We start from the raw sequence: 22,900 nt of genomic DNA, 5'->3' as shown, positions 1-22,900 counted from the left end.
TGGTTAATTGCCACCGAAGTTTTTAAAGAATTGGAGAAACGACTGGACATTGAAGAAAGGTTGGGTAATGGTAGTCAGTAAATTAGTAATTTTACCAATGAGGTTCCGACCAACAACAATAACATCATTATCTTGAAGCGCCACATTTTGAGATGCATCACCGCCTAAAGCTTTTTTAGCATCAAGTTTTTGGGTAACAGCCTTGCCTCGTTCAGGATCAAAGCGAACCAAAGCGATATCCCGGAGGTTAGACGCGTCGAGATTAACTCCTCCTAAAGCATCTACAAATGTACTGCCATTAGGCAAAGCTTGAGTGGAAAGACCTCCCGCAGCATAGTTTAAAACCCGAACTCTAATCTGTGGTGTGGCCAAGGATGAACGTGCTACCAAATTGCGGTCATAACCGTCATCATTACCGACTTCACGACGGGGTACGAGTATTGCATCTCCGTCTTGTAAGCGTAAATTAGGGATTGAACCGCCATTTTGCAGTGCTGCATATAAGTCAATACTTTGTGAAATCACCGAACCATCCGTTAACTTCCGACGTATTTGCACTTGTCGCAGGTCTGCATTGAATGTTGAGCCACCAGATGTTAGCAAGGCATCAGCAACGCGGGGTGTTGGTGAATTAATCGGATAAATTCCTGGTCGAAATATTTCCCCGCTAATGGTAACTTGAACTGGTCGCGTCCCTGCTAAGGATACTACTACAATTGGATCTGGTAAAATGCGACTCAAACTTAAGCGAATTTTTTCTTGAGCTTCTTCCAAGGTTAAACCTTGTAATGACACCGTTCCTACTTGCGGTACTATAATGTTGCCTTCTGGACTAATTACAGCTTGAAAACTGAGGTCTTGACGCTGCGTTGCTAAGGCTAAAACTATTACTGGATCAACCACATAACGATTTAAGCCCAAGCGAATTTTTTCTTGAGCTTGTTGCAAAGTTAAACCTTGTAATGACAGCGTTCCCAATAACGGCACTACAATATTACCTTCTGGGTTGATTAAAGCTTGAAAGCTCAAATCTGGAAAGCGCTGAACCGAAACGCTAATTCCATCTCCTATTCCTAAGCGGTATGGGCCAGGAGGACGCTGAAACACAACGCCAATTGTATCTCCTGGCCCCAAGAGGTAGCGGCTGAATTGGGGCGAAATTTCGTTATTCACACCTAGAGGTGCAACCTCAGTACCTAGCAAAGGCGAGGGGGGCTGCCTTGGTGATTGTCCTTGAAATGGAAAGGGCTGGGCAACAACAAGTTGGATAGGTGTTATTAAGAAAACTCCCACTTGAAGACTGACAAAAGACAGGGCGCTGAATCCACGCATATAATAACTGGGATCTATGAACATCGGTGGAGATAATACTGATAGAGAAATGAGTGGCGCCGAGTGGTTATTTTACTCTAAGAATGTCCTAGATGTCTCTTTTATCTGCAAGTATTTACTAAGAAAATTGCTAAATTTAATTTTTAACTTTGTTAACATCTTTTAGTTGAGTTTCAGTCTGAACGCAATTTATAGAGATCCTATTGATGAATCTCTGCACAAAGGAATCTTTAACAGACTCTACAAAGGGCCTGCCATCAATACAGTTTGCACTGTTTCCCCTATAGACTGAGCTAAAGACCAAGATGTTTCTACCTGCCCTAAAGGTTCCATTGGAATTAGAATGCTCACGGCCACCCAAGGAGTGCGTTGCTTACGCCACTGTGCCAATTGATCCGCCAAGAACCAGTGTAAAGGTGATGGATTTCCCCCGTCTGCCATAGCGTACCATTGCAAAACTGCGAAGGTTTGCTGTGGTGTGGAGGCGCGAAAGAACCTAGCTTCTACTTTGGTTTCGATATTAGATGTCAACTTTGCAGACGGTTTCACAGTAAATTCCGCAGAGCGAAATTGAGCTACATCCCACTTTCCCCAGCGTGACCTTCCCCAGCCGTTAACCTCTGTCCACTCTACCTCTGGTTGATCCCTAGGTCCATTCTGCGGCAGCAACAGCAGGATTGCTTGGGATTCGGAACCTTCTTTTTTAATTACCTGCAAAGACCATTGATGTTCGCCAATTTGCTGTTCTGCTTGTTCAATGGTTTGCCAACCAGGAATGGCTAACCCAGTCTTGCGGATGTGTCTTAACTCGTTGAGGGTAGTAACAGGTGGCAGTTGTTTCCATTGCCAATGTCCTGTCAGGTATCCGGGAACCCCTGCCATTGCCAGCAGTAGTAGCAATAACAAAAGTGCTGCTACTTGACTCAATTGGTTTTCTTTGAAAAACTTGGAGAAGGAAGTCATCAGTAAAATTTGCAATACTTAGGCAGAATTTTACTTTATAAAATAACACCGTGAGTTCAGTAATATTTAGGAGTTACGCATCAGGGAGGAAAAATTAAGGGAGTTTGGAGTTTGGAGAGACGCGATAAATCGCGTCTGTACAAGAGAGACGCGATAAATCGCGTCTGTACAAGAGAGACGCGATAAATCGCGTCTGTACAAGAGAGACGCGATAAATCGCGTCTGTACAGGAGAGACGCGATAAATCGCGTCTGTACAGGAGAGACGTGATAAATCGCGTCTGTACAAGAGAGACGCGATAAATCGCGTCTGTACAAGAGAGACGTGATAAATCGCGTCTGTACAAGAGTTTGGAGTTTTTTATTGGGAAGAATTCAGTCCCAATCCCCAGTTCCCAATCCCCAATCCCCAGTTCAACCTTCTCCTTCTTGCTGAGTTTCTAGAGATGCCGAGAAATAGTTATTAATCCAATTCAGTAAGGGCACTAATGACACCAACATACAAGCAGAGTAGAGATCACCACCCCAACCCTCATGCAGCCATTTAAAAGCTGCTTCTTGACCTGTGCCATGAAAGAAAGTCAGTAAAGTATTACGAATGATATTGGCGGTAGTACTAACGATCGCAGCAATACATAAAAACGATATAGTTGTGCGGCGTGAAGACAATGCATCTGTCCAATAAAGCAGCATCAAGCCGACGTAGAGAGTCGTGAACAACATCTTCAGCCCTGCACAATAGGGGGCAACTTCTACAATCCGTCCTCCCACGTAGAGATTCATTTCAGACACGGTTACTTCCATACCAAATTGATTCAGGATGAAGCCGGCTGTGCCAGCAATGAAGTTTTGGAGAGGGGAGGTATAGGGAGAAATGAGATAGGGTACTGCTGTTGGGGTTGCCAGAAATACTAGTAGCAGAGGAAATCCTTGCGATCGCAAACCTGCTATTCCCTTAAACCACAAGCACAATCCTGCTAGTATAAGGGGCAAGGAAAGGTTAACCCATTCTGTAACACCGCTAAGATAAAAAACTGCCCCTAATAACAAGAAAACAGCGCCTAAAGGATGGCTAGTATCTGGCAAACGTCTCCACTTTTTCCGGTTTAACCAGGCTATGTAAGCAGCAAATGGTAGACCAATAATTCCGTGGCTGAAATATTCGTGTTCTGTACTGATATTTTTGTGCAGCCAACCATCCACCCAATGTAGCAATATCGGAGCATAAAGCAGCAGTAAAACGCCTGAAATGGCTAGATTTAACCAGCCCGATGCGTTTATATTTTTAACCTGTTGTCGGAGTACCATAATTTTAAGTAATTCAAAAACTTTGCTCATTAGTCATTAGTGATTTGTCCTTTGTCATTAGCAATGAATAAAGAACAAATGACAGTCTGAACGAAAAAATGTCTAATTTTAGAGGCACATTAGGAGTGAATTCATTTCAGGCTACTACGCTGCCAAGGTCAGCAGGAGATAGATTATCTACCTGATAATTGGTTGAGACTGCATTAGCGATCGCAGCTACAACTTCTTTGACTTTGCTACTGCTCAAACCAGGATACATCGGTAATGATAATATTTGCTGTGACAACTTTTCTGCTTGGGGAAAATCTCCCGGCTGATAGCCTAAGTTGGTGAATGCCGGCTGGAGATGACAAGGAATTGGGTAGTGAATGCCAGTTTGAATTCCCGCTACTGTCAATTTTTCCTGGAGTTGCTGGCGTTCTATTGAGCAAGAATCATCAACTTTAATCACATAAAGATGATAAACGTGTCCTGTATCACTTTGGTTTTCTATAGGGATAATGCCAGCACTTGCTAAGGGTGCTAGTTCTATATTATACTCCTGAGCAATAGTCAAGCGATCGCGATTCCACTGTGGTAAATATGGTAGTTTCTTGTGCAAGATGGCTGCTTGTAAAGTATCCAAGCGGCTGTTTGTACCCGGTTCGGTATGAAAATACTTTTGCGATGCACCATAATTTCGCAAACGTATCATCTTCTGGGCTACATCTGAATCTTGTGTCAGCAGCATTCCCCCATCCCCAAATGCTCCTAAATTTTTACTGGGATAGAAACTAAAAGCTGCTGCTATTCCTACTGAACCAGCGTGATATCCATCTCTTTGGGCAAGGTGGGCTTGGGCTGCATCTTCAAAAATTAGTAGTTTGTAGGTATCGGCAAAGTTCAATAACTGATGTGGTGATACCATCTGCCCATAGAGATGTACAGGGATAATTGCTTTGGTATGAGGTGTAATTGCCTTGGCTGCGGCATCTAAGTCAATTAACGCTGTTTGGCGATCGCAATCTACTAGAATTGGCTTGGCACCAGCGCGTACCACCCCAATCAGGGTTGCTACAAAAGTATTTGCTGGTAAAATCACTTCATCGCCAGCACCAATATTACACGCTTGCAAGCCGAGAGCGATCGCATCTGTTCCTGATGCAACACCAACTCCATAAGCTGCCCCAGACACTGCCGCAAATGCGGCTTCAAAATCTGAGACTGCTTGCCCCAAAATAAAATCTCCCTTTTCCAATACAGATTGGATTGCATCTTCCAATTGCATTTGAATTGGTTCGTGTTGTAACTTCAAGTCTACAAAAGGAACTCTAATAGTCATTTTATTCATTACCAGTTGTCCTCAAAAAGATTTCCTCGTATGGAAAAAATAGAAAAGCCTGCACAATTTTCGGCGTGAAATTTTAATAGATTTAATCTATTGCATAGAGATTTATCACAACTATCTAGTAAGCTATGGGTAATTCAAAATCACATCCTATAGCAGTTCTCAATTGCATGGAATACAGACCTAACAAGAACAGCCCCTTCCCTTCTAGCGTTGGGGAGTAAGATTCAAAGCCTCTCTCCTTTTAGGAGAGAGGAATGGAAGTGAGGTCAAAATGTATTGCATACAAACGAGAACCGCTATATTCAGTTGATTGCCCGAAGTTGCGATCAGACTTCCGAGACTGTTATCAGTAAAAGTGGCTAGAGATAATTACACTAACATAAGAGTTATTTTAAGTAAATTTACTTTGAATATGCCAGTAGAAGTTTTCCCTTCTATATATAAAGAATGACAGCCACTTTGTATTGTCTCCTTAGCCTTAAGTTACCCTGATTGAATCAAAATCTAACGCAGTCTGATTGCAAAATCTCAAGCAATAAAGACTACACCCGTGGTCAATAAAGAACATTCAGCACCAGTAACTAGTAACTAGGGGGTATCACATCCCCGGCTTAATGGAAGGGATAAAAAAATTCTGCCCTAAATTTGTTTGTCAGAGGCAAAATTAGGGAATGCTTAAAAATAGCAATTGATAACCCAGAAATAGGGCTTATCTCAATTACAGTATCGAGAAATTATTAAGGTAGCAGTGGCAATGATAGAGCCTGAAAACAAATTATTTGCCCTAAGGGATGGTTGGGATTCTCCTGAAACAAGAGAACTACAACGCCTCAAAGCTTTGTCAGATTTAGGTTTGCGGCAACCAGAAACGATTCCAGTTTTTGAAGAAGCCACACAGACTGCTGCCCACTTTCTGGAAGCACCAATTTCCATACTGGGGTTTGTGGATCAAGAACGCCACTGGTTCAAGTCGGCGGTGGGCTTATCTAGGCTGGGACTAATGAATCATTTGGCACAAAGCCGCCAACTTTCACGCCGGGAATCCTTTTGCACTCAGGTAGTACAGAACCTTCAAGTTTTTGTAGTTAATGATACGCACAAACTGGCAGATCCAGTACTTGCTAGCAGCAAATTGGTGCAAGATTATGGTATCCGTGCTTACTTAGGAGCGCCACTGATTGATGCTGAGGGGCATTGTTTAGGTGCATTGGCGGTGATGGATTTAGTACCGCGCAATTTTACAACCCGAGACATTGAGTTTTTACAAATCATCGCTCGTTGGAGTATGAGTGAATTTGAGCGTAATCGACTCCTGCAAGGGAAACTCGAATCAAGCAATCCGGCGATCGCTCCGATATTTTCACTCAATAACGAACGTAACGCTGAGATTAAAATCACCCCAGCGACTACAGATAGCGACTCTGTTTCTACCAAGCAACTGAAACTGGAACTTTTGGCTCAACTAACTCAGGAGTTACGCACGCCCTTAACATCTGTACTCGGTATGGCTAGTGTTTTAGGACGTGAGATTTATGGGCCTTTGACGACTAAGCAGAGAGAATATTTGGAAATTATCCAACACAGTGGTCGGTACTTACTTTCTCTAGTAAACGAAATTACCGAACTAGGAGCGATGGATGAAAATTCAACTGTGCTAAATCTGGCTCCTGTGGATATCGAAATGCTATGCCAACAAGCTATCAATACCCTCGAAGAAGTGGCTAATCGCCGCGAGCAAGATATTCGCCTGTCTATAGAACCGGGACGCAATCGCATTTGCCCTTTAGATAAAGACAAGGTGCGGCAAATGCTGTATCACCTGGTTTTCAGTGTGATTCAACTTTCCGCTACAGGTAGCATTGTTCGCATTCATGTTTCTTACAAGGAAGATACCCTCAATATTACTATTTGGGTTTCTCATCCTTGGTTAGGGGACGGCATAACTGAGGTTGATCCTTACTTCCGTCTCAATTCTTTGTCGCTGCTGGAACTAACAGGTGAGGTAGCAACTTACAATACTAATGCAGAAGGACAGGAGCAACTAGAATTAGATACTTCATCAGCAGCAGTGGACAATTCCAAAAACTTGAGTGATTCCCACTCAAATTTCCTTGCTACTAGTTCAGGTATAAATTTAGCTAAATCAAATGGAAGTCTTTCTCGTGAAAGCTTGGGTCTATTACTAAGTTGTCAACTGGCAGAATTGCATGGGGGACAAATTTTGATTCAAGGTTCACCAGAATCAGGATATCGTTATGTGCTTTCTTTACCACTGCAACTGGCGACTAGCTCACAAGCAATTAGCGATGTCTAATGCTATGGGGATTGGGGATTGGGGATTGGAGATTGGGAAAGACGTATTTTCTATCTATATTTCATTAATTCGTAGCGAATTCTCCGCGTACCTCTGCGCCCCTACCCTACGGGAAGGCAAAGCGCATCTGCGTTTAAATTTCAACCCTCAATTCGCTACGATTTTACCTAAAGCTGTACTCAGTACATGAAAGACTATCTTAACTTCCTATTGGCTGATGGCTAGGAATAAGAGAGCCATTACGCGATGTGCAATCTCCGTTATTACCTTTTTATAGGGGTATGCATTATGATCAATTCCAAGTTCTGCGTCGGCAGGCTAATTGATCGCAATGTTTTTTATGAATTTAGTCTGGCAACGATTTACTTTATCATCTTTACCGCTCAAAGAATATTTTGCTAGCAGTTACGTACACCGCTCTCTGGTGGGACTGTTAAGTTCTTGGCGGCAAACTAGCGTCTTGCTCCAGTGGGGAGATGCGACAGCAGCTGCTTTACTCAGCTCAATATATGCCCTTGCACCTTTTGCTTCAAGCACGTTAATAGGTTTGTTGCTGGGGGCTTGTGTAGCATTTTGGCTGTTGTTGACTTTATCTGATGAAGCAACACCAGCAAATGTTTCCTCAGTCACTCCCATTCACTTACTGGTATTGCTATACTGGGGCGTTGCCGCAATCGCAACAGCATTATCACCGGTGAAAAAGGCGGCACTTAACGACTTGGGAACGTTGACCTTGTATTTGCTACTATTTACCCTTTGTGCCAGGGTATTAAGGTCTCCTCGTCTCCGGTCGTGGATTATCATCCTTTATCTACACGTATCGTTAATTGTTAGTGTATATGGGTTGCGGCAATGGTTTTTTGGAGCTACAGCACTAGCGACTTGGGTTGATCCAGAATCTCCTCTGTCTAAGACTACAAGGGTCTACAGTTATTTAGGCAATCCCAACTTATTGGCTGGATACCTCTTACCGGCAGTAATTTTTAGCTTAGTGGCAATTTTTGCATGGCAAAGCTGGCCTAAAAAGGCACTAGCATTAACAATGTTAATTGTCAATACTTCCTGTCTGATTCTAACTTTTAGTCGTGGCGGTTGGATTGGACTAGTGGTGGCAATTTTAGCTGTGATGGCATTGCTAGTTTATTGGAAAAGCGTAGAAATGCCTCGTTTTTGGCGTACTTGGTCACTACCGATTGTCTTGGGAGGTTTGATTGGCGTATTACTGCTAGCAGTGATATTTGTAGAGCCAGTGCAGATCCGGGTGTTGAGTATTTTTGCTGACCGTAAAGATAGCAGTAATAATTTTCGCCGAAATGTCTGGGATGCTGTTTTTCAGATGATTCGCGATCGCCCGATTTTCGGCATTGGCCCTGGTCACGGCTCTTTTAATAAAGTTTATCCCCTCTACCAACACCCTCGTTACACTGCTTTGAGTGCCTATTCGATTTTGTTTGAAGTAACTGTAGAAACTGGCTTTGTTGGTTTAGCCTGCTTTCTCTGGCTAATAATTGTCACATTTAATACGGCATTTTTGCAAGTGCGACGATTGCGACAATTTAGAAGTGTAGAGGGATTTTGGTTAATTGGAGCGATCGCCACTTTACTAGGTATGCTAGCTCACGGCACCGTAGATACTGTCTGGTATCGTCCTGAAGTCAATACCCTCTGGTGGCTGATCGTTGCCTTAATTGCCAGCTATTGGACACCTTTAGCTCAAAACCAGACAAATTCATCTAACTCAGAACCAGCACTAAATTAACATCAGTAGGTTGTCAGTTGTTTTTCTACTGAACGACTGACAACTTTTGAATTTTGAATTGTCTAGTCTCTATAGGTAGTGACATCTGGCGCTTTAGCATCGGGGTCAATCTCAAAGGATGTTTGAAAAGTATTGGTGGAAATCGCTACTAAACAAACAAAGTCCACCTCCGTGGAGTAATGCAAAATCAAGGATTTTTAACCTGCGGAGGCAGGTTTTGTCTGTGTAGCCGCGATTTATAATCGCTTTAAAACAACCTCTAAAATCCAAAATCCAAAATCCAAAATTCTTTGACCCTCAATAGCTTTTCATTGCCCGTTGAATATCACGCTGGTCTTGGCGTCGTTTCAGGTCTTCTCGCTTATCGTGAAGCTTTTTACCTTTGCCAAGGGCTATACTCACTTTTAGCCAACCTCGTTTGAGATACATTTTCAAAGGGATTAAAGTTAAACCCTGCTGTTCTACTTTGCCAATTAGCTTACGGAGTTCTTGGCGATGCAATAGTAGCTTACGTGTACGCCGTGGTTCATGATTAAAATATTGTCCACTAGCGTTGTAAGGCGAGATATGGACATTGATCAACCACGCTTCGCCATTGCGGAGTAAAGCATAGCCATCTTGGAGATTGACTTTACCCGCACGAATTGACTTCACCTCTGTTCCTGTCAATTCAATTCCAGCTTCGTAAGTTTCTAGAATTTCATACAAATAACGGGCTTGACGGTTGTCGCAAATAACTTTGTAACCTTCGTTCTTGTCGCTCATTGATAATTTTGTGTGCTTTAAATGTACCTAAAAAATTATTTGGATTGGCTTGTGAATTATAGGGTGTATCTTAGAGCCGCTATAAATTTTGAACTGTATATCACTAATTTAGCTTTTCTAAGTTCACAATTAAGGTTTTCTGGCAACTTTAAGTTATTAAGTAGGGGCAATGCCCTGCCCATTGGTGTCAACTTAACTTAGAAGTCAGGTAAGAGAGAGCGTTCCAGAGTTGCCCTCATCCCCTAACCCGTTCTCCCATGTTGGGAGAAGGGGAACTAGAGAATTTGTTTGTTCCTCTCTCCCCAAAATGGGAGAGGGGCTGGGGTGAGGGCAAAACTCATACAGTCAGAAGATTTCAGCTTAAGTTGACACCAATCTACCCTGCCGGAAGCCGCTTTGCATCTACATGAATTGCCCTTACGAAAATCAAGGCTTTTACTGGCTTTTTGCCTAAATCCTGACAAAGAATTGGTATGAAGCCACTGAGCATTTACTCCCCGTTATTGATGAGTTGTTACAAATTACAAAGCTCTCTATACCTCCCAAGCAGAGGGAGTCAAAGGTAAGTTACACTTCGTAAACCCATCTAAAGATTTAAGATTTTCTTTATAAATAATCCCCGAAGGTAGTAATTAGCTGGTAATCCTGTCATAGTATGAAACATAAGAACACTATTATTATGTGTGTTCACTGATGGAGTACGTAGAAGCAAACTTCTGAGTAAAAAAATGCTAGGGGTGTATTATCCATGCCCTTGACGATCCTTGTAGTGGATGATGATTTGGGCACTCGTCTGTCTGTTAGTGACTATCTTGAACTGTCTGGCTACTCAGTGATTACGGCTAATGACGGTCAAGAGGCTTTGTTTATGGTGGATGAGTATCATCCTGATTTGATTGTCACGGATATCGTTATGCCACGGATGAATGGCTATGAACTGGTACGCCGGGTGCGTCAACAACCAGTATTTCGTTTATTGCCTGTAATTTTATTAACAGCCCGAACTAAGACCCAGGAAAGAATTTTGGGCTACCAGTCAGGGTGCGATTTATACTTACCCAAGCCTTTTGAAGTGGAAGAGTTAGCAGCAGCAATCCGCAATCTTTTGGAGCGATCGCAAATCATTCAATCGGAGTATCGCTTTTCTCATAAAGAAAGTTTGGGCATTTCCACCTCGACAAAAGCGGTGGATGCCCATAATTCTCTGTCCACTCAAGTTCAGAAATCCCATCTGCACTCATCCCTAACTGATAGAGAACAAGAAGTCTTAGAGTTATTAACTCATGGTCTTTCTAATGCCGAAATGGGTCTTCAGCTACACCTGAGTCCTCGAACAGTAGAAAAGTACGTTAGCAGTTTATTGAGAAAAACCTCAAGCAGCAACCGAGCGGAATTAGTGCGTTTTGCGATGAAGCATGGTTTGGTGGAATAAAAGTTAGGAGTTAAAAGTGAGGAGTGAGGAATTGCAACCCCTAACTTCTAACTCCTAACTCCTAACTCCTAACTTATAAATCTTCACTTTTAACTTTTGTCAGCAGACCTTCACAAGCATCGATCAGTAAATCAATCACCTGATTAAATCCCTCTTGACCTCCGTAATAGGGATCTGGGACTTCCTTCAGGCTGTGTCGAGAGCAAAACTCGCACATCAAATGTACTTTATGCTGATATTGTTCAGTTTGATCAAGAGTGAGGATGTTCTCATAATTCTCTTGATCCATCGCCAAAATCAAATCAAAGTCTTGAAAGTCCGACTTTTGAAACTGGCGTGCTTGACCACGCAGTTTAATTCCCAACTTTGTAGCAGCCGCAGCACTCATGCGTCTGTCAGGTGGGCTACCAATGTGATAACTAGATGTACCAGCAGAGTCACAGAGGATGCCATCGCTCAAGCCAGCCTGTTCAATTAGATGATTCATGATATTTTCTGCCGATGGCGATCGGCAGATATTACCTAAGCAGACAAACAGCAACTTGTAAGGCATAGATATTTTTTGTCCTTTGTCAATAGTCATTTGTCCTTTGTCCAACGACCAATGACCAATGACCAATGACTAGTGACCAATGACTAAAATCCAGGTAACTCCAACCCACTGGTTAATTCTTCCATGCGTTCCCGCATTGTTGCTGTAGACTTGTTGTAGGCTTCTTTCATTGCCACTGTCACAAGATCGGAAAGTACTTCTGCACCTTCCCCTAAAGCATCTGGAGAAATTTCCACTCGCTTGGGTTCTTGGTTCCCACTGACAATCACCTTCACCAAACCACCGCCAGATTCTCCTTGAATCTCCATTTGCTCCAATTCTTCTTGGAGTCGCTTTGCGCCTTCTTGAACTTGCTGCGCTTTCTTAAAAGCTTCGGCCAGTTCCTTCATTTTTCCTAAGCCAAAGCCAAATCCCTGTCCTTTTCCTGTCATAATTATTTGTACGCGTGTGCGCTGAATAACAAATCAAATTCAATTATAGATGCGGTAAGTAATTTGCCTGTTTTTTTACCAATAATTAATGCGTCATCAGAATTGGGAGTGGGGAGTAGGGAGTGGGGAGTAGGGAATTAGGAGTAGGGCATTGGTTATTAATTCTTCTTCCTCATCTCCCCCATTCCCCATTCCCCATTCTTTATCCACAAGCACCTTGAAACTCTCCGAGCATTTTGACTTCTGGCTCTAAATTAATAGACCAACGTTCTTGTACTCGATGTTGGATGTGGCGAATGAGACAGAAGATGTCACTAGCTTTTGCTCCACCACGGTTAACGATGAAATTAGCATGGAGTAGTGCTACTTGCGCCCCACCAATTTGGTAGCCTTTTAAACCAGTTTGTTCAATTAACCAGCCGGCGCTATAAGGTTTGGGATTGCGGAACACACTGCCACAACTGGGGAAGTTGTATGGTTGGGTGCTTAACCGATGCTTTTTGTGTTGTTTGGTGATTGCCACAACTTTTGCAGGGTCTGCACCTGGGGCGAGTTGTAAGGTGGCTTGGGTGACTATGCGATCGCCACCTTGCAATAATGAAGTTCGGTAGCTATAACCTAACTGTTCAGGGGTAATAGTTTCCAGCGTCCCATCGGGTGAAAGTACCTGGGCACTAACTAACATATCTGCGATACAGCTATTATGTGCCCCTGCATTCATCACCACGGCACCTCCTGCTGTTCCGGGGATACCAACAGCCCATTCCAATCCTTCCCATCCTAATTCTGCTGCTGCCCATGCCAAACTGGGAATTGATTCTCCGGCTGCAACGGTTAATTGACCTGTGTGGGGATCAAAGTTGCTGAAGCGGAGATGACGAGTCGCAATGACTAAGCCTGATATACCACCATCGCTGACCAGCAAGTTTGAACCTGCCCCCAGTGTTGTCACCTTTAAATCACGTTCTTTTGCGTATTTAAGACTTGCTTGCAGTGCTTCTAAGTTCCGAGGGGAAACGTACAAATCAGCAGCTCCGCCAACTCTATAGGAAGTAAACGCTGATAAGGAAGCCTGGGACTTGATCGCACAATCACTATTGGGTAAGTAAATTACCTCACTCTCCACCGAATTAGCTGTTTGCTGTTTCTTTGTATTCAAATCAGAAACTGTGCAGACGTTACCAGCTGCCTGGGAAATGGTCATCTTTACTTTTTTTTGGTAAAATTTTTACATTAATTTACCGCAAAGATACGGTAATAGAATTAACTTATGGAACCGTTGCTAGACGGGCGCTTTGCTCAGAAATAAAACTTCGCAAAGTCTCCACTTAGGATGTAGCTTTAGCAGGCTCACAAAGTGTTGTAATTAGTTCAGGAATCACCTGATTCAAGTTTCCAGCCCCCAAAAACAGCGCCAAGTCTCCTGGGCGTAGTGTTTGCAGCAAGTATTCATACACTGCGGGTAAAGTTGGCTGATAAACCACCTGCGAATGCTGTTTAGCAATTTCCGTCGCTAGATTTTCACCACTAATTTGCCCTAAATTTGGTTCGCCTGCACTGTAAATATCAGTTAGCACAACCAAATCAGCATAGGTAAAGGACTCGGCAAATTCTTCTAAAAAGGTCAGTGTCCGGCTATAGCGATGGGGTTGGAAGATGGCAACTACTCTTTGCCCTGGTCTTGCCTGTAAACGGGCTGCGGCGAGAGTAACGCGAATCTCGCTGGGATGATGGGCATAGTCATCGATGAAGGTAATACCATTGACTTCACCCCGGAACTCAAACCTGCGTCTTGCTCCTTCAAAGGTGGCGATGCCTTTGGCAATTGCTCCAAATTCTAAGCCCAAGGCGCGACCAACAGCCACTGCTGCTAAGGCATTGCTGAGATTGTGCCGACTGAGCAACCGCAACTTCAATACACCCAAAGCTTTGCCTCTTTCCCAAACTAAAGCCGTGGTGCCATCAGCACGATAATCAATATTAGTGACGGTGTAATCAGCGTCAGTATCTGAGTGTAAGCTGTAACTGATTGTGGGTTGTAAGCGATCGCGCACTGTCGCACAGTCAATGCTACCTATCAAAGTTTTACAACCCTTAGCAAATGTCTGGAAGATGTCAATAACTTCTTCTAATGTATCGTAATGGTCAGGATGATCGAGTTCAATATTGGTGATGATGCCAATTTCAGGAGCGTGTTTTACCAGAGAACCATCTGATTCATCTGCTTCGGCTACCAAATATTGGCTTTCTCCCAGTCGAGCATTACCTTCCCAAGCATTGACTTCGCCACCTACTAAAATCGTTGGGTCTAGACCTGCTTCCAAAAGCATATAGCCAATCATACTACTGGTTGTAGTTTTGCCGTGTGTTCCTGCCACTGCAATACTGTAGTAATCGGCAATTAAAGCTGCCAGTAGATCTGAACGATGTAGAATTGGACAACCTAAATCCAGCGCTGCTTTGTATTCTAAATTATTCGTGTTAATTGCTGTTGAACAAATGACTTGAGGCAATTTCGACTTAGTATCAGCAGGTAATTGTTCTTGTGAATTTAATACTACTGCATTAGCCAATACTTGAGGGTGAAAGAATTCGAGATTGCTTGCCTCTTGTTTTGCAAAAATATGAGCGCCGATAGATTCCAACTTGTGCGTAATGTGGTTGGGACGAAGATCCGAACCTGACACAGGAAATTCACGCTTGGCGAGAACGTATGCCAGAGCAGACATACCTATGCCACCGATGCCAATGAAATGAAATGGTCTACCACTAAAATCTACAGAATTAGTCATTTATTGCTCCTCTTACACCACACCACACCATAATCACAAATGACACGCGTATCATAACAGGAATTTGATTTTTACCGTAACTACTCCTGTATGATGTTTATGTTTGATGCCCAAATGATATTTCCGCTCTGGTTTTCCTTGTTCAGAATGATTTTACCTTGGTTGGAGGTTTTTGCTATTTCTGAACTGTTGTTAAGATTATTCTGAAAATTTTGGCCGCATCGGGAAAGAAATTCTTGTAATGTCAAATACATATTTTTGGCTGCCTTACTGTAATTGGCTACATAATACATTGTTTAGTGAAACTGATTTGAAATTGCATCAAGTCTAGTCGTGAATTGAGTAAAATAGTACATTGTTAATGAAACTATTTTCCAATTGCATAAAACCCAGGCATAACTGGATGCAGCAACTAGCAATTTTTGGTGGCACATTTGATCCAATTCATTGGGGACACCTACTCGTAGCCGAGACAGCTTTGCATCAAGTATCCCTTGAAAAGGTAATTTGGGTGCCATCCCTAAATCCTCCTCACAAAGAAGCAGCTTTGTTTGAGCATCGTGTAGAAATGCTGCAATTGGCCATAAAAGATCACCCAGCGTTTACTGTCTCACTAGTGGAGACAAATCGCTCTGGGACTTCTTATGCCATTAACACCCTGATTGACTTATCTGCTTCTTATCCAAATACTCACTGGTACTGGATTGTGGGCTTGGATACTTTCCAAACCTTACCCCGTTGGTATCGTGGACACGAACTAGCCCAAATGTGTGATTGGTTAATCGCACCCCGACTGCTAGGTGGTGAGACTATAACTCAAAGCAAATTAATCTGCAAGCAAGTGGAACAACAAATTAGGGAGCAGTCTTCTACTATTCACTGGCAACTCTTGAATACACCTTTAGTAGGAGTTTCGTCAAGTCTAATTCGCAAATTTTGCCGCGAACGTCAGTCAATTCGTTATTTAGCCCCGCAATCGGTCAGATCATATATCACTAACAACAATCTCTACTCTGACAAATCTGAATAAATTATGTGTTTTTTTATTGATCTAACAGTTTATGGTTAAAAGTAGCCCCCCCCTTTGCGATATGATTGGGGTCAACGATATCAACATATAAGCATAAATACAGAGGGCAAGACACTGTGATTAGAGTTGCAATCAACGGTTTCGGGCGGATTGGACGTAACTTTGCGCGTTGCTGGGTGGGTAGAGAGAATAGTCAAATCGATCTTGTCGCTATTAATGACACATCAGATCCTAGAACCAATGCTCACCTGCTGAAGTACGACTCAATGCTAGGGAAGATCAAGGGTGCTGAGATTAGTGCCGATGACAACTCTATTATCGTTAACGGTAAGACCATTAAGTGCGTATCCGATCGCAACCCAGAAAAGTTGCCCTGGAGAGATTGGGGAATTGACCTAATTATCGAAGCAACAGGGGTATTTACTAGCAAAGAAGGAGCGCTCAAGCACGTAAATGCTGGAGCCAAGAAAGTTCTGATTACCGCTCCTGGTAAAAACGAGGATGGCACTTTTGTGGTTGGTGTAAATCATCATGATTATGACCACAACATACACAACATTATCAGTAACGCTAGCTGTACTACCAACTGCTTGGCACCAATCGCCAAGGTGTTGAATGATAAGTTCGGCATCATCAAAGGTACGATGACCACGACCCACAGCTATACAGGTGACCAGCGTTTGCTAGACGCTTCTCACCGCGATTTGCGGCGGGCGAGGGCAGCAGCGATAAACATTGTACCCACCTCCACTGGTGCAGCGAAGGCAGTGGCGCTGGTTATCCCAGACCTCAAAGGCAAGCTAAATGGCGTTGCCTTGCGCGTACCAACCCCGAACGTCTCAATGGTAGATTTCGTAGTTCAGGTTGAGAAGCGTACTATTACTGAAGAAGTTAACCAAGCTCTCAAAGATGCTGCCGAAGGGCCACTTAAAGGTATTTTGGCCTACAGCGAACTAGAATTGGTATCGTCTGATTATCAAGGTCATGATGCTTCTTCCATTGTCGATGCTAACTTGACTTTGGTCTTAGGTAATGACCTCGTAAAAGTTATGGCGTGGTATGACAACGAGTGGGGTTACAGCCAACGAGTCTTGGATTTGGCAGAATTGGTAGCCGAGAAGTGGGTTTAATTAAAAAGTTAGGAGTTAAGAGTGAAGAGTTAGGAATTAGGAGTCGAGAGTGAACAGTGAAGAATTAAAACTCATAACTCCTAACTCATAACTTTTGACTCTTGAAGTGTTGAAATCCCTGGCTAAGACTCAGAACTTGGTCAGGAAATTTTTTTTGTTCGTCGTGCAATAGTACTGTTGATCCGGCTGTAATCTTGCCCACGATCGCAGCACCTTCACCAAGATGTTGTACTAAGGCTAATGCTGGTTCTTGTGGTAAGCACAGCACTAATTCAAAGTCTTCGCCACCGTATAGAGAATATTCTAGCGCTTGCTCTGCTGGCAACCAATGGTTAAAAGTTTTTGGTACGGGAATTTGTCTGCATTCTAAAACAGCGCTAACACCACTGGCACGGCAAATTTGAATAATCGCATCTGCCAAACCATCGCTGCTATCCATACCAGCAATGAGGGATCGAGAGTTAGAGACGCGATTAATCGCGTCTGTACAGGAGTTAGGAGTTAAGATTTTCCAGAGGATTGGTAAGATGTCTAATCGTGGCTGTGGGCGTTGGTGTGCGAGGATTAGAGCCTTGCGTTCTGCATCTTTGAGGTTTTGTCCTAATTCGGGATGTAAGAGCAGTTCTAAGCCAGCTCTTGAGGCTCCATGAACGCCTGTAACGACGATCGCATCTCCGACAACAGCAGCAGAACGGCGGATAATTTGACTAGGGTTAACTTGACCAAAAGCGGTAATTGCCAGAGTAGTTATAGGCGATCGCACAATATCACCCCCAACAATTGGTGTATTGTATTTTTGCAAGCATTCTGTCATTCCCTGGTATAGTCGCTCAACCCAACTCACCCTAAGTTCACCAGGGAGTCCCAACCCGACAGTGATTCCCAATGGGGAAGCGCCCATTGCTGCTAAATCTGATAAATTTGCAGCAGCAGCTCGCCAACCAGCATCTTCTGGGGAAGTGGTGAGGTTGCTAAAATGCACGCCATCAACTAGCACATCTGTAGTCACCACCAAAGATTGCCCTGGTGCAGTCTCAAGTACTGCTGCATCATCGCCGATAATTTCTGGAGGACAGAAGCGCTGTAATCTTTCTAAAAGACCTTGTTCGCCAATGTCTTTTACTTGTTGAGAAGATAAATCACTGTTCACAATCGGTTTTCCGTGTTGCAAAATTACGAAGAAAACTGATGATTGACTTTACTGTTTAAGATAAGGGTATCGTCTAGGAGTCAGTTGGCATGGTAACAACACCAGTAACCAGCATTACGTTTGAGGAGTATTTAACCTATGATGATGGTAGCGATTTTCATTATGAACTGGTGGATGGGAAGCTAGAGCTAATGAATCCACCGACTATTGAACATTTTCTGATTGTCGATTTTTTGGATACTGCCTTGAAAGCAGAAATCAAACGTTGTAACTCTACTTGGCTATGTTTTCGGGAAAGTGGGGTGAGAACGGGTAGAAATAAATCTAGGTTGACTGATTTATGTGTTGTGACACTGGAGCAAGCCAGAGAATTATTGAATGCCTCAGCAGTATTTGAGTCACCGCCGTTACTAGTTGTCGAGGTGGTTAGTCCAGAGTCGGTGAAACGGGACTATCGTTATAAGCGGTCTGAGTATGCGGCCTTAGAGGTTTCTGAATATTGGATTGTAGACCCACTACAAGCAAAAACTTCGGTGTTACTACTGGAAGATGGATTTTACGAAGAAACAGTTTTTACAGCCAACCAGCAAATTTTATCACGGACTTTTCCCGAATTAGCGATCGCAGTTGATCAAGTGTTCACCGCCGGGAATCTGAGTCAGGGGAGAGGCGATTAATCGCGTCTGTACAGGAATTATTCTCCCCTGGCTTCCCCTGCTCTCTTCTTATGCAGCTTGTGGCTCAACCAGATTTTCTATTCCCTGAACCACTTTTGCCGATTCAATTTTGTCACCAGCCTTCAGTTTATCCAAAACTTCTCTGCCTTCAGTGAGATAGCCAAAAACAGCATAACGACCATCCAATAGGTTGCGTCCGGCGGGAGTGAGTTCGGGGTCAAACAAAAAGAAGAAAAATTGTGATGAACCACCATTTACTTCACTTTCGGGACGAGCCATCACCACTGCACCAAAGGCAGAAAAAGGCAGAACTGGCATATCAAGGTAACGCCCAGCTTCTTCTAGAGTAATGCCATAAGTAGGTGCTTTATCGCCTTTAACTAAAACTTCTAAAGGAATAGCACGATATTTGCTCGTTGTTGGGTCAATGAAACCCACCTCCTTCCCATCCGGATCTCCAGTTTGGAGAAAGTAAGATTCTTCAGAACGGGAAAATTCTAAACCATTATAAAAACCCCTTTGTACCAAATCTACAAAATTACCAGCAGTTACAGGGGCGCTGTAACCATCTACAACGACGGTTAAATCGCCTTTGTTGCTTTTGAATTCTACAGTGGCACGACCTTTAAGTTGGGGCAGGTTACTATATTCGGTAGGCACTTCAAAGGGGAATTGTTTCACCATTGACTCTTCCAGCCCAGTAACGAGATTTAGCAGTTTACCTCTCTCTTGCAGAATTTGTTCTTTATCTTTGCTGTTCGCCAATTCTTGTAATTTACCCACCCCAGATTTTAACTCGGTAATCCAAGCTTCCGCTTGGGGTTGGCGTTCTGCGGGAACGCTTGTTAAGATTTGGGAAGGTTTATCGAGAATGCGGGATGCTTGGCTGATGTCTTTGGAAATAGCACCCCAACGTCGATTCGCCCGCAGTTGGGCAGAGATGTCCTCTAAACTGCCTTGTAGTTGCCGCACAGGTTTGTTATCTATCGGGAGTGCATACCGCAACAAAGCCTTTCCGTCGGTAATTGCATTGCCGGCTGGTAGTGCGGCGCTACTGGAGGGAGTCCACCCAGCTGTAGTTATGCCTAAAAATATTGTTACCAGCAGTATTGCCATTAGGCTGTTCTTCAGCCAGGATTTTAATAAGTTAAGCATGGGATAACTCAAATGCAGCAGTGAATTGTTGACTGGACGTAACCCATAAATAATCTTCCCACGTTAGGTGATGAGTGGAGCAGAGGGAGATGAGGGAGAATAATTAATACCCAATGCCCAATACTTCTCTTCTTAGGCTGCGCCAACGGCAACTCTTGGAAACGCTACGCGTAGCAAGATCCCCGGAGGGGTACGCTCAGTACAAGTGCCCAATGACTAAATAGCTAATTACTCCGCTAGAAGGGTACAATAAATGCCGATTGTCTTCCAAAATTTGAAAGTTTCATGATCTCCAGTAACGACTTTCGACCCGGTGTTTCAATTGTATTAGATGGGTCTGTATGGCGAGTGCTTGAATTCCTGCACGTCAAACCAGGCAAAGGTTCCGCCTTTGTAAGAACTAAGTTAAAAAATGTCCAGAGTGGGAGCGTGATGGAAAAAACGTTCCGAGCCGGAGAAACACTGCCGCAAGCCACCCTAGAAAAAAGCACGATGCAGCATACCTATAAAGAGGGCGATGAGTTCGTCTTTATGGATATGGAAACCTACGAAGAAGGCAGATTAACCAAGGCACAAATTGGCGATCGCGTCAAATACCTGAAGGAAGGTATGGAAGCTGAAGTTATTAAGTGGGGCGAACAGGTTCTAGGAGTAGAATTGCCTAAATCCGTGGTTCTGGAAATTATCCAAACAGATCCAGGTTTAAAAGGTGACACCGCCACAGGTGGCTCAAAACCGGCAACTCTGGAAACTGGTGCAGTTGTGATGGTTCCTTTGTTTATTTCCCAAGGAGAACGCATCAAAGTTGATACTCAGGAAGATAAATATATCAGCAGGGAATAACTTTCATCTCTACTGAGATGCTTCCGATTTAAATCCCTACATAGGGATTAATTCCCTGCCACACTTAAAATGCTCATTTACGGATAGGTCGAGGTAATAAAAACTGTGCCATTGGACTTTAATGAAATCCGCCAATTATTGGCAACGATCGCACAAACAGATATTGCAGAAGTCATACTCAAAAGCGATGACTTTGAGCTAACAGTTCGTAAGGCTGTGAGCGTTAGCAATCAGATGTTGTCGGTAAGTCAAGGGGCTTTAGGCGGTGTGGTAGGTTCTGGCTCGACATCGGGTTCATCTGGGGGAAACCAGGTGAACACAAGTCAGGTAACGGAGGTGTCCACATCTCGCGTGTTTGAGAATACTGGTACTAGCACACAATTGCAGCTGTCAGTAAGTCCTCCCTCAACCATTGACCAAAGATTAGTAGAAGTACCTTCCCCAATGGTCGGAACCTTTTATCGCGCTCCTGCGCCTGGGGAAGCGGCATTTGTGGAAGTAGGCGATCGCGTCCGCAAGGGTCAAACAGTCTGTATCATCGAAGCCATGAAGCTGATGAATGAAATCGAAGCTGAAGTTTCTGGCCAGGTGATGGAAATTCTTCTGCAAAATGGCGACGCTGTAGAATATGGTCAACCTTTGATGCGAATTAACCCCGATTAAGTATTAATGTATATATCAAGTGAGTAGTTAAAACTTTCAGTCTTTGCGGGTTAATCCTGATGAAACAAACGTTGCCTTTACCACCAGAAGTGGTGCAACAAGTAGCTGAATACTTCAGCCTTTTAAGTGAGCCAATGCGCCTGCGGCTGCTACACTTATTACGGGATGAAGAAAAATGCGTGCAAGAGTTGGTAGAGGCAACACACACTTCTCAGGCAAATGTGTCAAAACACCTGAAGGTAATGTGGCAAGCAGGCATCCTTAGCCGCCGTAGTGAAGGAACTTGCGCCTATTACCGGGTAGAAGATCAAATGATTTTTGATTTGTGTAATCGGGTTTGCGATCGCCTCGCCACAAGGTTAGAACAGCAAGCCCGTAATTTTCGTGTATTAAATAGCAAACGGTAAGTCTAAGAGAGTTATGAGTTATGAGTTATGAATTAAAACTCCTCACTCCTGCACAGACGCGATTAATCGCGTCTCTCTTGCACAGACGCGATTAATCGCGTCTCTACTTTTTTAAAGCGGATAATCTTTCTGAAACTGTTCACGAGTTAGTGGCTGTTGTAACTCTAAACCTTCACCACCTAAAACATCCAACGGTTTACCGTTCACGTCAATGTATACCTTAGCTTTGGGATTTAAAGTTGTCGCAGTATAAACAACTTGTCCCACGCGACCCATCATTGAAGTGCTACCACCACCACTGGTAAAATCTTCGGATAAATTAACGTGAACCTCATCATTTTTCGACTTCAGCCCCAATAATTTGGTTCCTTTGGGAATAGTTGTCGAATCTGTCCCTCCTGCTGGTGGGCCTGCTAACAAACTTTGGAAAGCTGCTTCTAAAGGCTGGTTGGGTAGTATAGAAGCTACTTTAACTGGCTGGGGAACCAAAACAACATTTTTGTCTTTTGGTCTTAGCCAATAAACGTTAGGCGTTTGCTCATTACCTGGCTGCTTAGTTGATGGCTGTACTGGTTGAGCGATTTGCCCAGAGGTGTTTGACGGTGTGGGAGTATTGCTGGAGTGTGAGGTAAACCAAGCCACACCGCCACCCACCGCTACAACCACTGCTGACACAGCTGCAATTACGCCTGAAGAAATCCGATTAGATCCTTGTTGGTCTTTCATGTTCAAAACCTTCCTAACTGAGGGCTGATATGGTAGTTATGTGAGGAGCAGCCTGGTTAACGACGATACTTACAAGTGGAGAGTTTCCCACAACCGAGAGGAGACTTTATGCCTCTTAATTCTGCAAGTCCCGGTTTCAAT

The 22,900-nt window shown here is 43.6% G+C and carries 21 protein-coding genes; 9 read left to right on the top strand and 12 right to left on the bottom strand.

The genetic code is table 11. The features are described from left to right. Positions 1-3: 3 nt before the first annotated feature. The 4 genes from V7K97_RS28120 to V7K97_RS28105 all read right to left on the bottom strand — a co-directional run bounded on the left by V7K97_RS28120 (position 4) and on the right by V7K97_RS28105 (position 4,932). Entirely contained in the window at positions 4-1,356 is a 1,353-nt protein-coding gene (locus V7K97_RS28120) for a polysaccharide biosynthesis/export family protein (protein ID WP_334804254.1), read from the bottom strand. 216 nt (positions 1,357-1,572) lie between these two features. Next, positions 1,573-2,295: a cyanoexosortase B system-associated protein gene (locus V7K97_RS28115; RefSeq protein ID WP_334804253.1), complete on the bottom strand. Its 723-nt coding sequence runs from the start codon at positions 2,293-2,295 to the stop codon at positions 1,573-1,575. Between the two features lie 413 nt (positions 2,296-2,708). After that, the gene (gene crtB / locus V7K97_RS28110; protein ID WP_334804268.1) at positions 2,709-3,602 is read right to left on the bottom strand and encodes a cyanoexosortase B; all 894 of its coding nucleotides are present in this window, start codon (positions 3,600-3,602) and stop codon (positions 2,709-2,711) included. Positions 3,603-3,738: 136 nt separating this feature from the next. Continuing rightward, positions 3,739-4,932 (bottom strand): DegT/DnrJ/EryC1/StrS family aminotransferase, encoded by a 1,194-nt coding sequence (locus V7K97_RS28105; RefSeq protein WP_334804252.1) that lies wholly within the window; start codon positions 4,930-4,932, stop codon positions 3,739-3,741. A gap of 754 nt (positions 4,933-5,686) precedes the next feature. Between V7K97_RS28105 and V7K97_RS28100 the strand changes: the two genes are divergently transcribed. Both V7K97_RS28100 and V7K97_RS28095 read left to right on the top strand, forming a co-directional pair. Beyond that, entirely contained in the window at positions 5,687-7,246 is a 1,560-nt protein-coding gene (locus V7K97_RS28100) for a GAF domain-containing sensor histidine kinase (protein ID WP_334804251.1), read from the top strand. Between the two features lie 340 nt (positions 7,247-7,586). Further along, a complete protein-coding gene (locus tag V7K97_RS28095; RefSeq protein ID WP_334804250.1) occupies positions 7,587-9,005 on the top strand; it encodes an IctB family putative bicarbonate transporter in 1,419 nt (472 codons plus the stop codon). 297 nt (positions 9,006-9,302) lie between these two features. Here the strand turns inward: V7K97_RS28095 and smpB are convergent, their stop codons facing one another. Then, the gene (gene smpB / locus V7K97_RS28090) at positions 9,303-9,770 is read right to left on the bottom strand and encodes an SsrA-binding protein SmpB (protein ID WP_094349892.1); all 468 of its coding nucleotides are present in this window, start codon (positions 9,768-9,770) and stop codon (positions 9,303-9,305) included. Positions 9,771-10,518: 748 nt separating this feature from the next. Between smpB and V7K97_RS28085 the strand changes: the two genes are divergently transcribed. After that, on the top strand, positions 10,519-11,202 hold the full coding sequence (locus V7K97_RS28085) for a response regulator transcription factor (RefSeq protein ID WP_334804249.1): 684 nt from the start codon (positions 10,519-10,521) through the stop codon (positions 11,200-11,202). A 73-nt stretch (positions 11,203-11,275) separates the two neighbouring features. Here V7K97_RS28085 and V7K97_RS28080 read toward each other — a convergent pair whose 3' ends face one another. From V7K97_RS28080 to murC, 4 genes are all read right to left on the bottom strand, one after another. Continuing rightward, a complete protein-coding gene (locus V7K97_RS28080; RefSeq protein WP_334804267.1) occupies positions 11,276-11,755 on the bottom strand; it encodes a low molecular weight protein-tyrosine-phosphatase in 480 nt (159 codons plus the stop codon). Between the two features lie 83 nt (positions 11,756-11,838). Continuing rightward, positions 11,839-12,186, bottom strand: coding sequence for a YbaB/EbfC family nucleoid-associated protein (locus V7K97_RS28075; protein WP_292762183.1), 348 nt, complete (start codon positions 12,184-12,186; stop codon positions 11,839-11,841). A gap of 202 nt (positions 12,187-12,388) precedes the next feature. Next, positions 12,389-13,390, bottom strand: a complete 1,002-nt coding sequence (gene murB / locus V7K97_RS28070) for a UDP-N-acetylmuramate dehydrogenase (RefSeq protein WP_334804248.1) — start codon at positions 13,388-13,390, stop codon at positions 12,389-12,391. Positions 13,391-13,514: 124 nt separating this feature from the next. Then, positions 13,515-14,978, bottom strand: a complete 1,464-nt coding sequence (gene murC / locus V7K97_RS28065; RefSeq protein ID WP_334804247.1) for a UDP-N-acetylmuramate--L-alanine ligase — start codon at positions 14,976-14,978, stop codon at positions 13,515-13,517. Positions 14,979-15,381: 403 nt separating this feature from the next. On the opposite strand from murC, the gene nadD reads away from it, so the two are divergent. Both nadD and V7K97_RS28055 read left to right on the top strand, forming a co-directional pair. Continuing rightward, positions 15,382-16,008, top strand: a complete 627-nt coding sequence (nadD, locus tag V7K97_RS28060) for a nicotinate (nicotinamide) nucleotide adenylyltransferase (protein WP_334804246.1) — start codon at positions 15,382-15,384, stop codon at positions 16,006-16,008. A gap of 116 nt (positions 16,009-16,124) precedes the next feature. Next, complete coding sequence (locus tag V7K97_RS28055) at positions 16,125-17,138, top strand: type I glyceraldehyde-3-phosphate dehydrogenase (protein WP_334804245.1); 1,014 nt, start codon at positions 16,125-16,127, stop codon at positions 17,136-17,138. Positions 17,139-17,223: 85 nt separating this feature from the next. On the opposite strand, the gene thiL is transcribed toward V7K97_RS28055, so the two are convergent. Beyond that, entirely contained in the window at positions 17,224-18,288 is a 1,065-nt protein-coding gene (gene thiL, locus V7K97_RS28050; RefSeq protein ID WP_334804244.1) for a thiamine-phosphate kinase, read from the bottom strand. Positions 18,289-18,377: 89 nt separating this feature from the next. On the opposite strand from thiL, the gene V7K97_RS28045 reads away from it, so the two are divergent. After that, positions 18,378-18,965 (top strand): Uma2 family endonuclease, encoded by a 588-nt coding sequence (locus V7K97_RS28045; protein ID WP_334804243.1) that lies wholly within the window; start codon positions 18,378-18,380, stop codon positions 18,963-18,965. Positions 18,966-19,013: 48 nt separating this feature from the next. Here the strand turns inward: V7K97_RS28045 and V7K97_RS28040 are convergent, their stop codons facing one another. Further along, the gene (locus V7K97_RS28040; RefSeq protein ID WP_334804242.1) at positions 19,014-20,120 is read right to left on the bottom strand and encodes a peptidylprolyl isomerase; all 1,107 of its coding nucleotides are present in this window, start codon (positions 20,118-20,120) and stop codon (positions 19,014-19,016) included. 285 nt (positions 20,121-20,405) lie between these two features. Here V7K97_RS28040 and efp point away from each other — a divergent pair, with 285 nt between their 5' ends. The 3 genes from efp to V7K97_RS28025 all read left to right on the top strand — a co-directional run bounded on the left by efp (position 20,406) and on the right by V7K97_RS28025 (position 22,033). Further along, complete coding sequence (gene efp / locus V7K97_RS28035; protein ID WP_334804241.1) at positions 20,406-20,963, top strand: elongation factor P; 558 nt, start codon at positions 20,406-20,408, stop codon at positions 20,961-20,963. 105 nt (positions 20,964-21,068) lie between these two features. Beyond that, positions 21,069-21,626, top strand: a complete 558-nt coding sequence (accB, locus tag V7K97_RS28030; RefSeq protein ID WP_334804240.1) for an acetyl-CoA carboxylase biotin carboxyl carrier protein — start codon at positions 21,069-21,071, stop codon at positions 21,624-21,626. Positions 21,627-21,685: 59 nt separating this feature from the next. Further along, a complete protein-coding gene (locus tag V7K97_RS28025; protein WP_334804239.1) occupies positions 21,686-22,033 on the top strand; it encodes an ArsR/SmtB family transcription factor in 348 nt (115 codons plus the stop codon). Positions 22,034-22,144: 111 nt separating this feature from the next. On the opposite strand, the gene V7K97_RS28020 is transcribed toward V7K97_RS28025, so the two are convergent. Beyond that, positions 22,145-22,759 carry a GerMN domain-containing protein gene (locus tag V7K97_RS28020; RefSeq protein ID WP_334804238.1) on the bottom strand — a complete coding sequence of 205 codons (615 nt, stop codon included), beginning with the start codon at positions 22,757-22,759 and terminating at the stop codon, positions 22,145-22,147. Positions 22,760-22,900: the final 141 nt, after the last annotated feature.

Source organism: Nostoc sp., assembly GCF_036917815.1.
Taxonomy (GTDB): domain Bacteria; phylum Cyanobacteriota; class Cyanobacteriia; order Cyanobacteriales; family Nostocaceae; genus Nostoc.
The sequence above is the reverse complement of the archived record's forward strand: the minus strand, read 5'-3'. Positions and strand labels throughout refer to the sequence as shown.